General features: G+C 62.3%; 14 protein-coding genes and 1 tRNA gene. 12 read left to right on the forward strand and 3 right to left on the reverse strand.

Annotated elements, in window-relative coordinates; translation table 11 throughout:
* Positions 1-13: 13 nt before the first annotated feature.
* Positions 14-205, forward strand: coding sequence for a hypothetical protein (locus tag ACJRPG_RS01320; protein WP_407998237.1), 192 nt, complete (start codon positions 14-16; stop codon positions 203-205).
* 1 nt (position 206) lies between these two features.
* Here ACJRPG_RS01320 and tsaD read toward each other — a convergent pair whose 3' ends face one another.
* Positions 207-1,232: a tRNA (adenosine(37)-N6)-threonylcarbamoyltransferase complex transferase subunit TsaD gene (tsaD, locus tag ACJRPG_RS01325; RefSeq protein WP_407998238.1), complete on the reverse strand. Its 1,026-nt coding sequence runs from the start codon at positions 1,230-1,232 to the stop codon at positions 207-209.
* A 218-nt stretch (positions 1,233-1,450) separates the two neighbouring features.
* Between tsaD and ACJRPG_RS01330 the strand changes: the two genes are divergently transcribed.
* Positions 1,451-1,744: a hypothetical protein gene (locus ACJRPG_RS01330; RefSeq protein WP_407998239.1), complete on the forward strand. Its 294-nt coding sequence runs from the start codon at positions 1,451-1,453 to the stop codon at positions 1,742-1,744.
* On the opposite strand, the gene ACJRPG_RS01335 is transcribed toward ACJRPG_RS01330, so the two are convergent.
* Positions 1,741-2,799 carry a 3-deoxy-7-phosphoheptulonate synthase gene (locus tag ACJRPG_RS01335; protein ID WP_407998240.1) on the reverse strand — a complete coding sequence of 353 codons (1,059 nt, stop codon included), beginning with the start codon at positions 2,797-2,799 and terminating at the stop codon, positions 1,741-1,743. The genes ACJRPG_RS01330 and ACJRPG_RS01335 overlap by 4 nt on opposite strands.
* 64 nt (positions 2,800-2,863) lie before the next feature.
* On the opposite strand from ACJRPG_RS01335, the gene ybiB reads away from it, so the two are divergent.
* The 10 genes from ybiB (at position 2,864) to ACJRPG_RS01385 (ending at position 13,133) form a co-directional block, all read left to right on the forward strand.
* Positions 2,864-3,829 (forward strand): DNA-binding protein YbiB, encoded by a 966-nt coding sequence (ybiB, locus tag ACJRPG_RS01340; protein WP_407998241.1) that lies wholly within the window; start codon positions 2,864-2,866, stop codon positions 3,827-3,829.
* A gap of 156 nt (positions 3,830-3,985) precedes the next feature.
* Positions 3,986-5,194, forward strand: coding sequence for a BaiN/RdsA family NAD(P)/FAD-dependent oxidoreductase (locus ACJRPG_RS01345; protein WP_407998242.1), 1,209 nt, complete (start codon positions 3,986-3,988; stop codon positions 5,192-5,194).
* Between the two features lie 182 nt (positions 5,195-5,376).
* Positions 5,377-5,589, forward strand: coding sequence for a 30S ribosomal protein S21 (gene rpsU / locus ACJRPG_RS01350; RefSeq protein ID WP_005665410.1), 213 nt, complete (start codon positions 5,377-5,379; stop codon positions 5,587-5,589).
* A 125-nt stretch (positions 5,590-5,714) separates the two neighbouring features.
* Entirely contained in the window at positions 5,715-6,164 is a 450-nt protein-coding gene (locus ACJRPG_RS01355) for a GatB/YqeY domain-containing protein (RefSeq protein ID WP_407998243.1), read from the forward strand.
* Between the two features lie 82 nt (positions 6,165-6,246).
* Positions 6,247-8,043, forward strand: coding sequence for a DNA primase (gene dnaG / locus ACJRPG_RS01360; protein WP_407998244.1), 1,797 nt, complete (start codon positions 6,247-6,249; stop codon positions 8,041-8,043).
* 428 nt (positions 8,044-8,471) lie between these two features.
* Positions 8,472-10,703, forward strand: coding sequence for an RNA polymerase sigma factor RpoD (gene rpoD, locus ACJRPG_RS01365; protein WP_407998245.1), 2,232 nt, complete (start codon positions 8,472-8,474; stop codon positions 10,701-10,703).
* A 44-nt stretch (positions 10,704-10,747) separates the two neighbouring features.
* A tRNA-Ile gene (locus tag ACJRPG_RS01370) sits at positions 10,748-10,826 on the forward strand.
* Between the two features lie 382 nt (positions 10,827-11,208).
* The gene (locus ACJRPG_RS01375; protein WP_407998246.1) at positions 11,209-12,249 is read left to right on the forward strand and encodes a hypothetical protein; all 1,041 of its coding nucleotides are present in this window, start codon (positions 11,209-11,211) and stop codon (positions 12,247-12,249) included.
* Positions 12,250-12,253: 4 nt separating this feature from the next.
* Positions 12,254-12,829: a YdcF family protein gene (locus ACJRPG_RS01380; RefSeq protein ID WP_407998247.1), complete on the forward strand. Its 576-nt coding sequence runs from the start codon at positions 12,254-12,256 to the stop codon at positions 12,827-12,829.
* Positions 12,830-12,914: 85 nt separating this feature from the next.
* Entirely contained in the window at positions 12,915-13,133 is a 219-nt protein-coding gene (locus tag ACJRPG_RS01385; protein WP_407998248.1) for a tautomerase family protein, read from the forward strand.
* Positions 13,134-13,246: 113 nt separating this feature from the next.
* On the opposite strand, the gene ACJRPG_RS01390 is transcribed toward ACJRPG_RS01385, so the two are convergent.
* Positions 13,247-14,698, reverse strand: a complete 1,452-nt coding sequence (locus ACJRPG_RS01390) for a Gfo/Idh/MocA family protein (protein ID WP_407998249.1) — start codon at positions 14,696-14,698, stop codon at positions 13,247-13,249.
* Between the last annotated feature and the right edge of the window lie 45 nt (positions 14,699-14,743).

Raw genomic sequence — 14,743 nt, forward strand, 5'->3', positions numbered from 1 at the left:
GGAGGTAGGTATCATGAACAAAAGCATCAACTCTGCCGCCGCTTCGCAAGGCGTGGCAGGGCAGGCAGCGGGCAGCAAGCCGCTGCGTAGCGAACGTCTCACTGCACGTGGTGTGGATCTGAAGAAAAAGAATGTTCGTACGGGCACGTATGCCGCCGGTGGTTTGCTGGCGCTGGTAGGCTTGGCGGCAGTGCTGCTGAACTGAGTCAGATAGTGCGCAGTTCGTCCAGCGGCCAGCGCGGGCGGACATTGAAGGAATAGTCGCGTTGTGCCGCTTGCGGGTTGATCCGCAGCCGCATCGCGCCCGCAAAGGCGATCATCGCGCCGTTGTCGGTGCAGAACTCCAGTTCCGGGTAGTAGACCTTGAAGCGCTTCCTGGCGGCGGCTGCGTTGAGCGACTCACGCAGCTGGCTGTTGGCGCCCACACCACCCGCAATCACCAGCCGTTTCAGGCCGGTCTGCTTCAGCGCGGCCACGCACTTGGCCGTCAGCACATCCACGATTGCATCCACGAAGCCGCGCGCGATGTTGGCCTTGTCCTGCTCGCACACATTGCTGTGGTTCTTCACCACGGTGAGCACGGCCGTTTTCAGGCCGGAGAAGCTGAAGTTCAGGTCTTTCGAATGCAGCATGGGGCGCGGCAGCTTGTAGGCTTCCGGATCGCCGAATTCGGCCATGCGCGAAATGGCGGGGCCGCCCGGATAGCCGAGGCCCAGCAGCTTGGCTGACTTGTCGAAGGCCTCGCCGGCCGCATCGTCCAGCGTTTCACCCAGCAGCTCATACTGGCCCACGCCGTCCACCCGCATCAGCTGCGTGTGGCCGCCCGAGACCAGCAGCGCCACGAAGGGAAATTCCGGCGGCTCGGAAGCGAGCAGCGGCGACAGCAGGTGGCCTTCCAGGTGGTGCACGCCCAGCACCGGCTTGTCCAGCGCGAGGCCCAGGCTGCAGGCGATGGACGAACCCACCAGCAGTGCACCGGCCAGGCCGGGGCCTTGCGTGTAGGCGATGGCGTCGATCTGCTTTGCCTCGATCTGCGCGCCGTTCAGCGTTTGCTCCAGTAGCGGAATCGCACGCCGGATATGGTCGCGCGACGCCAGTTCCGGCACCACGCCGCCGTACTCCTCGTGCATGGCCACCTGCGAATGCAGGGCGTGCGACAGCAGCCCGCGCTCCGTGTCATACAGGGCCAGGCCGGTTTCGTCACAGGAGGATTCAACGCCGAGAACGATCATGGAAATGCTGCGGATTCAAAAGAGGAATCCGCCATTGTAATGGAAAGCGGCCGCAACTTCATGGGGCGGCCGGTCCGCGATGGGGCGCAGCTGCACCCGGGAAGTGCGCCCCTCATTCCCGCGCAGGCGGGAATCCAGGCGTGCCGCCGGCAAAAGTCATGGCATCGCTCTTGCTACCAATTCACCATTGGCGCCGCGCCTGGACGAAAGGAGACCCGATGCCAGAACAATGGAAACTGATTTGCAAGCTGAAGGACATTCCGCCACTCGGCACGCGCCTGGTGCCGCGCGGGCTTGCATGGCAGGAGCTTCCGGGGGTGCTGCTGGAGCGTGACGGCGGCGAGGCAGTCTGCGCCCGGCTCGATGCCCTTGACGGCCGGCCATACAAGGTAAAGGTGGAAGAAGGCAGGGTGTACCTGGACCTGCTGGAGCTGAGCGAGCCCGCCAGCCGCGCGGAAGCGGCATTGGCGGGCACCTACGGCGTGGCGCCGCTGGTGGAGATGCGGCTTTAAGGACGGGCCAGCAGTTCCTTGTGTGCGTCGCGCAGCATTTTGGCGGTGGTTTCCCAGTCGATGCAGCCATCGGTGACGGAGCAGCCGTACTTGAGCTGTGACAGGTCGGCCGGGATCGGCTGGTTGCCGCCCACGATATTCGATTCGATCATCACGCCCACCAGCGACTTGTTGCCGTTGATGATCTGGTTGATCACATCGGTCATCACCAGCGGCTGGAGTTCCGGCTTCTTGTAGCTGTTGGCGTGCGAGCAGTCCACCACGATATTGGACGGCAGCTTGGCCTTGGCCAGCGCCTGCTCGGCGATCGTCACCGATACCGAGTCATAGTTCGGGCGGTCGCCGCCGCCGCGCAGCACCACATGGCCATGGGCGTTGCCGCGCGTGCGCACGATGGACACATTGCCCTGGCTGTTGATACCGAGGAAGGCATGCGGGTTGGCCGCCGACAGGATGGCGTTGATCGCGATGCCGATATCGCCGTCGGTGCCGTTCTTGAAGCCGACCGGGGTGGACAGGCCGGAGGACATTTCGCGGTGCGTCTGCGATTCGGTGGTGCGGGCGCCGATGGCGGTCCAGGCGATGAGGTCGCCGAGATATTGCGGCGAGATCGGATCCAGAGCCTCGGTTGCGGTGGGCAGGCCCAGTTCGCAGACGTCCAGCAGGAACTGGCGCGCTTTCTCCATGCCGATATCCACGCGGAAGGAATCGTCCATGAAAGGATCGTTGATATAGCCCTTCCAGCCGGTGGTGGTGCGCGGCTTCTCGAAATACACGCGCATCACCAGCAGCATGGTGCCCTTCACTTCCTCCTGCAGGGCCTTGAGGCGGCGCGCATAGTCCAGGCCGGCGACAGGGTCATGGATGGAGCAGGGGCCCACCACCACGAACAGGCGCTTGTCGGTACGGTCCAGGATGGCGCGCAGGTCTTCGCGGCCATTGGTGACGGTAGCGGACGCCTTCTCGGTCAGCGGCAGTTTCGCGTGCAGCGCTTCGGGCGTCGGCATCGAAGCGAAGGAAGTGACATTAATATTTTCGAGGTCTTGGGCAATCATGGTTCAAGCGTGGTTTCTGCAGGGGGAGCCTGATAGTGTAGCCGAAATGCGGTAAGCTGTTTGGATGACGATCAAGGAACCCTTCAAGGCCGCGCCCTTCATCAAGGAGATTGGCCGCGGCAAAAACGGCGCGCGCAGCATGACGCGCAGCGATGCCCGCGCCCTTTACGAAGCCATGCTGGACGGGCGCGTGAGCGATCTCGAACTGGGCGGCATCCTGCTCGCGATGCGCATCAAGGGCGAATCGGTGGAGGAACTGGCCGGTTTCCTCGATGCCGCCGAAGCTTCCTTCGCGCCGCTGCAGGCGCCGGAGGGCGACTATGCGCCGGTGCTGGTCCCGAGCTACAACGGCGCGCGCAAGATGGCGAACCTGACCGCGCTGCTGGCGCTGCTGCTCGCCCGCGAAGGCGTGCCGGTGCTGGTGCATGGTGTGGCGCATGACGTGGGCCGGGTTGCGACGGCCGAAGTGTTCGCCGAGCTGGGCGTTCCGGCGGCCGCCTCGCACGCCGAAGCCGAAGCGGCACTGGGGGGCGGCCACGTCAGCTTCATCACCATCGACGCGCTGGCGCCGAAGCTGGCCTACCTGCTGTCGCTGCGCCGCGTGCTCGGCCTGCGCAACTCCACGCACACGCTGGTGAAGATCATGCAGCCCTTCGCCGGGCCTGCACTGAGGCTGGTTTCCTACACCCATCCTGAATACCTCGAAACGCTGGGCGAATACTTCACAACGGCGGCCCCGCACGAGCGCGGCGACGCCTTCCTGATGCGCGGCACCGAAGGCGAGACGGTGGCCAATGCCAACAAGGCGCAGAAGATCGACTGGTTCCACGAAGGGCAGCGCGACGTACTGGTGGAAAAGCAGCTGCTGGTGGAACAGCTCCCTGTGCTGCCCGAAGACAAAAGCGCCGCCGCCACCGCCGCCTGGATCCGCGAAGTCCTCGACGGGAAGATCCCCGTCCCCGACAGCATCGCCCAGCAAGCCGCCCACTGCCTCACCGTCTCCCGCGCCCTGCGCACCCGCCACCGCTGAGCTCGTGTCCACCTTGGGGTCAGGCACCAAAGTGGACACAGCCTCATCCGTGCTACTGCTTGAGTTCGTGTCCACCTCGGTGCCTGACCCCAAGGTGGACACGGACTGGGCAATGGGTTCGCGTAGAATGCCGGGTTTGGATGCGGCGGGGGCAAGATGGCGAAGGTGTTTGATGTGGCGGTGATTGGCGCGGGCGCGGCCGGGATGATGTGCGCGGCCACGGCGGCGCAGCAGGGCAAGCGCGTCGTGTTGATCGACCACGCCGCCAAACTGGCCGAGAAGATCCGTATCTCCGGCGGCGGCCGCTGCAACTTCACGAACATCAATGCCGGGCCGGCCAACTTCCTGTCCGAGAATCCCCACTTCGCCAGGAGCGCGCTGTCGCGCTATACGCCACAGGACTTCCTTACCCTCGTCAAGAAACACCGCATCGCATACCACGAGAAGCACAAGGGCCAGCTGTTCTGCGATGACTCTGCCGAACAGATTATCGAGATGCTGAAGGACGAGTGCGCCGCTGGCGATGTGCATTGGCGTATGCCTGCCAAGGTCGAATCCGTGGCGAAGACGGAGCAGGGCTTCCTGCTGGCTACCGACAGCGGCGAGATCGAATGCGCCGCCCTCGTCATCGCCACCGGCGGCCTGTCGATTCCGAAGATCGGCGCCAGCGATTTCGGCTACCGCATCGCCAAACAGTTCGGCCTGAATATCATCGAGCCACGCCCGGCACTGGTGCCGCTCACCTTCGACGAGCAGGAGTGGAAGCCTTTCGTGCCGCTGGCCGGCATTTCCCTCGAAGTGGACGTGGAAACCGGCTCCCTCAAGGGCCGCAACCCGAGCGGCGCCCGTTTCCGCGAAGACCTGCTGTTCACCCACCGCGGCCTGTCCGGCCCCGCCATCCTGCAGATTTCCAGCTTCTGGCAGCCCGGCACGCCGATCACCATCAACCTGCTGCCGGAAATGGACGTGGCGCAAACCCTCATCGAGGGCAAATCCACCATCAAAAAGCAGCTCGGCAACGTGCTGGCCCAGTGGCTGCCCGCCCGGCTGGCGGAAGGGCTGCTGCAGGCCCATGGCTTCGCCGCCGAGGCCCGGCTGGCCGATATGAAGGACGAGCAGCTGCGCAAACTGGGCCGCGCCCTGAACCAGTGGACCCTCACGCCCAATGGCTCGGAGGGCTACCGCAAGGCAGAAGTGACCCGGGGCGGCGTCGATACCAAAGAGCTGTCCCAGCAGTCCATGATGGCCACCAAGGTGCCCGGCCTTTATTTCATCGGCGAGACGGTGGACGTGACCGGCTGGCTGGGCGGCTACAATTTCCAGTGGGCCTGGGCTTCGGGGGTGGCGGCCGGGCTGGCAATCTGATATGATGCCTGTCCCGGCTTGGGGTTTCGATCTCTGTCCAAGCCTGCAGTACAGATCCAGCCTGAGTTGTGCCATTTCCACAAGCTCCAGGCAAGCCTGACTATGCAGCCCGCTTCCCATCCAGGGAAAAATCTGCTATATTCGCTGTCTCTCTGAAACCCTAACGGTTTGAATTTTTACCAATGACCACTATTCGCCTTAAAGAAAACGAGCCGTTCGAAGTCGCAATGCGTCGCTTCAAGCGCACCATCGAAAAAACCGGTCTGCTGACCGAACTGCGCGCACGCGAGTTCTACGAAAAGCCAACCGCTGAGCGCAAGCGCAAGCTGGCGGCAGCCGTGAAGCGCCACTACAAGCGTATCCGCAGCCAGCAGCTGCCGAAGAAGCTGTACTAATTCCGCTTCTGCATCACGCACCTGCCGTTGGCGCTTGCGCCCCTGGTGCGTGTGCGTACGCGATTACCCGCTCCGGTTTTCCGCAGCGGGTTTTCCTTTTTCTAAGCCCACTTTTTGAGGTTGCCATGAGCCTGAAAGAACAGATCACCGATGACATGAAAGCCGCCATGCGCGCAAAGGACACCCAGAAGCTGGGCGCCATCCGCCTGGTCATGGCCCAGATCAAGCAGAAAGAGGTCGACGAGCGCATCGAGCTGAACGACGCCCACATCGTGGCCTTGATCGAAAAGATGATCAAGCAGCGCAAGGATTCGATCACCCAGTACGAAGCGGGCGGCCGTGCCGACCTGGCGGACGTGGAGCGCGCCGAAATGGCCATTCTCTCGGCCTATATGCCTGTCGGCCTGACGGATGAGGAAATCGCCGCCGCCGTGAAGGACGCCGTGGCGGAAACCGGCGCCAGCGGTCCGCAGGACATGGGCAAGCTGATGGCCGTTCTGAAGGGCAAGCTGGCCGGCCGCGCCGACATGACCGTGGTGTCGGCCCTCGTGAAGAAAGCGCTGGCCCCGGCGTAATCCTCCGCGCACCGTTGAGCTTTATCAACTCCAGCTCAACGGTGCGGTATAGTCTGATCTGCAACAAGCTCACCAGCCACACGTGATTCCACAGTCCTTCATTGCCGATCTGCTCAACCGCGTCGATATCGTCGACGTGGTGGGCCGCTACGTGCAGCTGAAAAAGGGCGGGGCCAACTACCAGGGCCTGTGCCCCTTCCACAACGAGAAATCGCCGAGCTTTACCGTCAGCCCCACCAAGCAGTTCTACCACTGCTTCGGCTGCGGCGCGCATGGCACCTCGATCGGCTTCCTGATCGAATATTCCGGCATGGGTTTTGTGGATGCCGTGAAGGAGCTGGCGCAGGGCGTGGGCATGATCGTGCCGGAGGCGGACGACAAGATTCCGCCGGCCCAGCGCGCCGCCCAGCAGGCCCAGTCCATGGCCCTCTCCGAAGCGATGACCACGGCCGCCGACTTCTACAAGGCCGAGCTGCGCAAGGCGCCGAACGCTATTGCCTACCTGAAAGGCCGCGGCCTGACGGGCGAAATTGCCGCCCGTTTCGCCCTGGGCTACGCGCCCAACGGCTGGGATAACCTGCGCGCCGTGTTCCCGAAATACGACGCGCCCGTGCTGGTGGAAGCCGGCCTCGTGATCGACAAGGTCGATGAGCAGGGCAAGCACATCAAGCGCTACGACCGCTTCCGCGAGCGCGTCATGTTTCCGATCCGCAACACCAAAGGGCAGGTGATCGCCTTTGGCGGCCGCATTATGGAGCAAGGCGAGCCAAAGTACTTGAATTCCCCGGAAACGCCTTTATTTTCAAAGGGTTCCGAGCTGTACGGCCTGTTCGAAGCGCGCCAGGCCATCCGCGACGCCGGCTATGTGCTGGTGACGGAAGGCTATATGGACGTGGTGGCGCTGGCCCAGATGGGCTTCCCGCAGGCGGTGGCCACACTGGGCACGGCCTGCACCACCACCCATGTGCAGAAACTGTTGCGTCAAACCGACACTGTGATCTTCAGCTTCGACGGCGACCGTGCGGGCCGCAAGGCGGCCCGCCGCGCCCTGGAAGCCTGCCTCCCGCATGTGTCGGACGACAAAACGATCAAATTCCTGTTCCTGCCGCAGGAGCACGACCCGGACAGCTATATCCGCGAATATGGCGCCGAGGCCTTCGAGCAGCAGGTGCATGAGGCCATGCCGCTGAGCCAGTTCCTGCTGCGGGAAGCGGCCGGCGACCACGACCTGAGCGAACCCGAAGGCCGGGCCCGCACCCAGTTCGACGCCAAGCCCATGCTGCAGGCCATGGCGCCCTCGGCCCTGCGGCTGCAGATCGTGCGCGGCCTGGCTACCATGACGCAGAGCGCGCCGGGCGAGATCGAGGGCCTGTTCGAGCTGGCCAAGCCGGTCGCGGTGGCGCGCAAGGCGCCGCCGCGCAGCAAGCGGCAGGAGCCGGTGGGCCTGGAACTGAAGATTATCCGGGCGCTGATCACGCACCCGGCGCTGGCCATGCCGCTGGACGAGAGCGCGCTGGAAGCCTGCCGCCAGTTCGGCGACGAGGCCTGCGAGCGTCTGACCCAGCTGATCCAGCTGGCGCAGTCGCTGGGGCCGCAGGGCACATTTGCCGCCTTGGTGCAGCATCTGAAGGAAACCGGCAGCGAATATGATGCCATCATCGGCGAAATCGCTGCGGCGCCGGAGCCGGACGTGGACAGCGAGCAGGTGTGGCTGACGGCCACCATTCGCCAGCTGAAGCTGGATGCGCTGAAGGCCGAGCTGAACGCACTGTTCTCGGCGGGTTTGTCTTCTGACGAGATCGGTGTACGCTATCGGGAAATTACGTCCAAGCAAGATCAGCTGATGCGGGAAGCAGACGCGGCGATGAGTCCGCGTTAAGGCCGAAAACGCTACAGCGCCAGAGGGAGGCGGGGGCTGCACTTCTGGCAATTGTAAAGTGGCGTGCTATAATAAAACGCTAAGTATTTCAATACTTTTGCTAGCTTTTTCAGTTCAGAATTTGTGTTTGTTTTCAGTAAGTTAGGCTCTTGATCGGCGCGTCAGTGAGCGTCGGCGGCCAGAGCCGGACTTGGGTTGAGACGGCGCGAGTTTCTTGTCGCCGAGCGGGCCTCGTAGCCCGTGCCCTCACCGCCATGGCTCTAGCCCCCGCGCGCTGCCGTACAGTAGAATTTCCTGCCGCACCAGGCAGGCAACGCTGTTGCGTGGAGAACAGAGCCTGCAATGAGTAGCAGTTTTAGCAGTGCCGGGGTGGATTATCGGCATCATCCTAAACCGTTAAGCAAGTCGTTGTGACATCGAAAGCGCCTGTGCCAGCAAAGAAACCTGAAACCAAAGCGGCTGCAAAGCCCAGCAAAGTGACCGCCAAGGCTGCCAAGACGGCCGATAAAACGGAGACCCGCGCCAGCGCGCCGCCAGCGGTCAGCCAGACCACGGATGCGGCGGCCCTGGCCGCCATCGATACTTCGGGCTACGTGCTCCCCACCGTCAAGGTGCCGGGCCGGCGCGGCCGCAAGCCGAAAGAATTCCAGCCCGAGAACGACGAGGTCGCCGCGCTGAACGCGGTCGAGCGCGCCGAGCTCAAGGCCGTGGACAAGGCCAAGGCCAAGGACCGCAAGGCCAAGGAAAAGGCGCTGCTGAAGGACGCCTTCTCGTCCGATACCGAGGCCACCGAAGAGGAACTGGAGCGCCGCCGCCAGAAGCTGAAGACGCTGATCAAGTTCGGCAAGGAGCGCGGCTTCCTGACCTACGCCGAGATCAACGACCACCTGCCGGACAATATCGTCGATCCGGAAGCGATCGAAGGCATCATCGGCACCTTCAACGACATGGGCATCGCCGTGTACGAGCACGCGCCGGATGCCGAAACGCTGCTGCTGTCCGATAACGTTGCCACCGTCACCAGCGACGACGAAGCGGAAGCCGCCGCCGAAGCTGCGCTGTCCACCGTCGATTCCGACTTCGGCCGCACCACCGACCCGGTCCGCATGTATATGCGAGAAATGGGCTCGGTCGAGCTGCTGACGCGTGAAGGCGAGATCGAGATCGCCAAGCGTATCGAAGATGGCCTGAAGGACATGATCCAGGCGATTTCCGCCTGCCCGGTGACTATTGCCGAGATCATCGCCACCTCCGACCGCATCCGCATGGACGAGATCAAGATCGACGAGATCGTCGATGGCCTGGTGGACGAGAACGAGGAAGAGTCCGCTCCGGTCGCCTCCGACGAGGAGGAAGAGGACGAGGACGCCGAGGAAGAGGACGAAGAGGAAGAAGAGGAAGCCAGCCCATCGGGCGCCGCTGCCGGCTACTCCGCCGAACAGCTGGAAGCGATGAAGCAGGCCTCCCTGGAAAAATTCGACAACATCGCCGACCAGTTCGACAAGATGCGCCGCGCCTTCGAGAAGGACGGCTACAACTCCAAGGCCTATGTGAAGGCGCAGGAGAACATCTCGCAGGAACTGCTGGGCATCCGCTTCACCGCCAAGGTGGTGGAGAAGCTGTGCGACACCCTGCGCGGCCAGGTGGACGAAGTGCGCCATATCGAGAAGCAGATCCTCGACGTGGCGGTGAACAAGTGCGGCATGCCGCGCGCCCACTTCATCAAGGTCTTCCCGGGCAACGAAACCAATCTGGAGTGGGTGGACGGCGAAGTGGCGGCAGGCCATGCCTACAGCGCCATCCTGGGCCGCAACATTCCGACCATCAAGGAACTGCAGCAGCGCCTGATCGACCTGCAGGCGCGCGTGGTGCTGCCGCTGCCCGACCTGCGCAACATCAACCGCCAGATGGCGGCCGGTGAAATGAAGGCGCGCAAGGCCAAGCGCGAAATGACGGAGGCCAACCTGCGCCTGGTGATTTCGATCGCGAAGAAATACACCAACCGCGGCCTGCAGTTCCTCGACCTGATCCAGGAAGGCAATATCGGCCTGATGAAGGCGGTGGACAAGTTCGAATACCGCCGCGGCTACAAGTTCTCCACCTATGCAACGTGGTGGATCCGCCAGGCGATTACCCGTTCCATCGCCGACCAGGCGCGCACCATCCGTATTCCGGTGCACATGATCGAGACGATCAACAAGATGAACCGCATCTCGCGCCAGATTCTGCAGGAAACCGGCGCGGAACCCGATCCGGCGACGCTTGCGATCAAGATGGAAATGCCGGAAGACAAGATTCGCAAGATCATGAAGATCGCGAAGGAGCCGATTTCGATGGAGACGCCGATCGGCGACGACGACGATTCGCACCTGGGCGACTTCATCGAGGACAACAACACGCTGGCCCCGTCCGACGCGGCCCTGCACGCTTCGATGCGCGGCGTGGTGAAGGACGTGCTGGACTCGCTGACGCCGCGCGAAGCCAAGGTGCTGCGCATGCGTTTCGGCATTGAGATGTCCACCGACCACACACTGGAAGAGGTCGGCAAACAGTTCGATGTGACGCGCGAGCGTATCCGCCAAATTGAAGCGAAGGCCCTGCGCAAACTGCGCCACCCCTCGCGCTCGGACAAGCTGAAGAGCTTCCTCGAAGGTAACTAAAGCTTGACGGATAGGGCCTCCAGCCCTATCCTGCCGGGTTCTCAGGGCCTCTAGCTCATGCTTGGTTAGAGCAGCGGACTCATAATCCGTTGGTGCCCGGTTCGACTCCGGGGAGGCCTACCAATAAAAAATTAAGGACTTAGGTGCAAACCTAAGTCCTTTTTGTTTTGGCCAGACGCAAGCGGGAAGGACCTGCCTCCAGTGAACTGTTGACTTCAGATCATCAGCGAAATGTAGCCAACCATCGCTGCAGCCGCTACGGAAACGCAAAGCATTACGCTGGACATGATCTTTCCAGCACGGACACGCATTGCCGTGTCGGTCTCCAGTTTCGTAATCAGGCCTCTCATTTTGTTCCCCTTACACAATGCTTGCCGCTACACCTGACGTTGGCGACACACCTTCGATGCGGTCAATTATAGACTGCTTGCCCGCTGTTTATTGCGTCGAAAATGTTATTGCGATAAGGTATTTGATCCTGAACGCGAATGCATGGGAGGTAGATATGTTTCCCAAAAAGGGCGGGCCACGCCCCAACGCCACATCCCATTTCGAAGGCGAAGATGCGGAAGCGGCGAAGGGGCTCTATCAGGGGTTCACGCCGGCCAAGGTCAAGGGTTTGCCAAAAGGGGCCAAGGTGGGCTTCAGCCGGCGCGGGTCGATTGTCGTCACCACGCCTTCGACGGTGGATGTGCTGCATTCGGTTCGCACCAGCGCCGAGTTGAACAATCTCGATCATCCGCCTGCCACGAGCAGCCGGGGCAGGGTGACGGGACAGAAGCCGAATGTCCGGGAGCAGATTTTCAGCGGCGTGAAAACCAGCACCGGACATTTGCTGGAAGTGGAATCCTATGACTGGGTGCCTGGAACAGGCTTTCAGGAAATTCCCACCCGTGAGAAAACAGGGGTGTATCGCAGCGGTAAGGCAAACGGCGCCTCGTTTTCGACGCAGAAGAAGGTTGAAGCAAAGGTCAGGGATTCCGGCTGGTTGGATGAGGACATGTCTTATAGCGCCGAAAAGCACAACCACTCCGAGACGGACTTTCACCTGCAGAACCCCGGTCTGATGGAAAGATCCGCGGTGCTTGCGGCGCATCGCATGCATGGAACCAACGACATCTGTGAGCATTGCAACGAAGGCTTTCAACGAACCTTATTGGGCCCCAGCCAGTCCCGTGTCATGAGCTATGCATCCGACAAGCCTTTCAGCAGCCAGGGGGAATGGGAGGAGGATGCATCGAAGCTGTCCATCGCCACCAACAAGCTTGTTCGCGTCCGGCCGGAGGAAATGCAGAAGCCGGAAATGCACGCGGAATTTGCAGAGCACGCCAGGGCGTTGAGGAACTTGTCCTCCATGGCGGAGCCAGCTCCGGCGCCGGCGGAAGAACCCGCGCCTCAAGTCCGATCCAAAAAACGGGAAAAACCAATGGCAACGATACCCAGGCCACGCGTGAACACGGTGACGGCGCCGGTGGGCGATGTGCCTGCAGAGCGTGAGGAAAGCATCGCCGACCGGGTCGTCAAACGTCACAGGACTCAACGCTAGTCCCATGGCGAATGATTTGCAACACATCGCGGACTACATCATGCCGGCCTTTCCTGCGGTGCCGTCGGATCTGGGATTTTTGTTCGGCACCCGCCATGGTGTGGACGAGTTTTGCGAGGCGGCGCATGCGCTCTGGGAGCGCGGCATGTTCAGGCGCCTGCTGGTATCGGGTGGATGTACGGGCGGTGAACAGCGATCGGAAGCGGAAGTCATCGGCGAACGGCTTGTGGCGCTTGGTGTTCCCGAATCAGTACTGATACTGGAAGATGCTGCCACAAACACCGGCGAAAACGTCCAGTTCGGCCGGACCAGGGTGGCCGAACTGATGGACCTCGCTGCCATCCGCAGTGTCCTGGTCATCGGCAAGGTGTGCTCGACCCGCCGCTACCTGATGACCTTGCAGCGCCACTGGCCGGGCTTGCGGATGTCGGTTTGCCCGGTCAACTACTTTGGCGTGCCTGTCGAACGCTGGCATGAGCACGAGGAGTTCCGCAGGCGCGTGCTCAGCGAATTCGACAAGATCCCCCGTTATCTGAGCCAGGGCTTTTTGGATGAGATCCCCATTGTTGGCCCCAGTTGAATTGAGTTAGCGGATTCCCTGTATTTATTCCCATGCGCTAAAGGGCAAGAATACGCCCTCACATTAACGCAACAGGAGAGCTGCAATGCCGTTCGCAAACTACAAATTCCCCGAAGGGATTCTGGACCACGCCCGCAAGGAAGAAATCATCCATCGCACCACCGCCATGTTCGTCGAATATTTTGGCGAGAACGTCCGCCCCTATTCGATGGTGCTGGTGGAAGAAGTGGCGGACGGCGGCTGGGGGCGCGCAGATGAAACGCTGACGCTCGAGAAGATGGGAATTCCGCCGAAGTCGAAGTGATGAGGGGCGGGCAGCCGCGCGGCTATTTCCGAAGTCTTAGCGGTAGATGAGCCCGTGTCCACAATTGGGGTCTGCCCCCAAGGTGGACACGAGCTCGGCTGTAGTGGCAGGGTTCAGGGGATCTTCACGCGCATCGGCATGGGAACCGGGATCTCGCGGCTCGGCATCGGCGCGCGGTCAGGCGGCGTGAGGCCCGTGACGAGGTCGGCGATCTTCACCGTCTGGCCGGTCTCGAAGCATTGGTTGGCTGCCACGCCAACCAGGATCGAGTAGGCGCCGGCACGTTCGTTGGAGGCGCGCTTGTATTTGTCCGCAGGCGCGTTGCCGAAGATCTCGGCCAGCATCACGTCGTCGCCGCCGCCGTGTCCCCCGGTGCCGGTCCAGGGTTCGATGTCGCGCGGATTGCCGCGCAGCGGGATGATGCGGGTGCTCACGCGCTCGCTCTTGCTCTGGATCTGGTTCGCGCCGGCCGCGCCGGCCTGTTCAACGATGCTGTGTTCGAGGCGGCCCTTGGTGCCGTTGAAGGCGATGTGATAGCCCTCCCACGCATCGTAGGCGGACAAGGCGTATTTCAGCTGCGTGCCATTGTCGTACTTGACCATCACGTTCATCGTGTCCTCGATATTGATCTCGGGACGCCACACGCACTGGTCGCGGTAGTAGCCGTCGTGCTTCTCGTTGTCGAGGTAGAGCTCCTTCAGGCCGCGGTCGGCCGACAGGTCGAAGTAGAAGGTGCACTTGTGCTTTTCACTGCAGGTCAGGCAGCGTTCGTGCGCGCCGGACAGGCCCATGCGCTTCGCCGTCTCCGGCGTGTAGAACTGGCGTGACCCGAATGCGTGCACCTGCTCCGGCTGCGCGCCGAGCCACCAGTTCACCAGGTCGAAGTGGTGGGTGGATTTGTGCACCATCAGGCCGCCCGAACTGGCCTTGTTGCTGTGCCAGCGGCGGAAGTAGTCGGCGCCGTGTACGGTGTTCAGCAGCCACGTGAAATCAACCGACAGCACGTCGCCGATCTCGCCGTTCATGAGCAAATCCTTCACCTGCGTGCGCGGCGGCGAGTAGCGGTAGTTGAAGGTCACGCGCACATTGCGGCCGGTACGCTTCACGGCATCGAGGATGCGCTGGGCTTTGGCGGCCGTTGTCGTCATCGGTTTTTCGGTGATCACGTCGCAGCCGGCTTCCAGTGCACGCACGATGTAGTCGTCGTGCGTGGAGTCGACGGTGGTAACGATGACGTATTGCGGCCTGGTTTCGCGGATCATGCGGTCGAAGTCTTCCGCCGCATAGGGTTTGGGCTGGCTTGCGCCGGTCTCCGTGATCTTGCGCACCGCCAGCGCCGTGCGTCCCGCATTCTTGTCGCAGATGGCGACGATCTCGCTGGTGTCGCGGAATTTGCCCGTCATCGCGCTCGTGAACATGCGGGCGCGCGAACCCACGCCTACCACCGCATAGCGCTTGCGGCCGGCGGCCGTGGCGCCATATACGGCGCCCGTAGCGAGCATCATCCCGGCTGCGCCGGCAGCCTTCAAAACAGTGCGGCGCGCGCCGTTCGTGTTGTCGTCCATCTGTAGTCCCCTCCTTGTTGTATGGCCGCCGATGGGCAGCAACTT

It is taken from the genome of Pseudoduganella rhizocola (genome assembly GCF_045984285.3).
Taxonomy (GTDB): Bacteria; Pseudomonadota; Gammaproteobacteria; order Burkholderiales; family Burkholderiaceae_D; genus Rugamonas.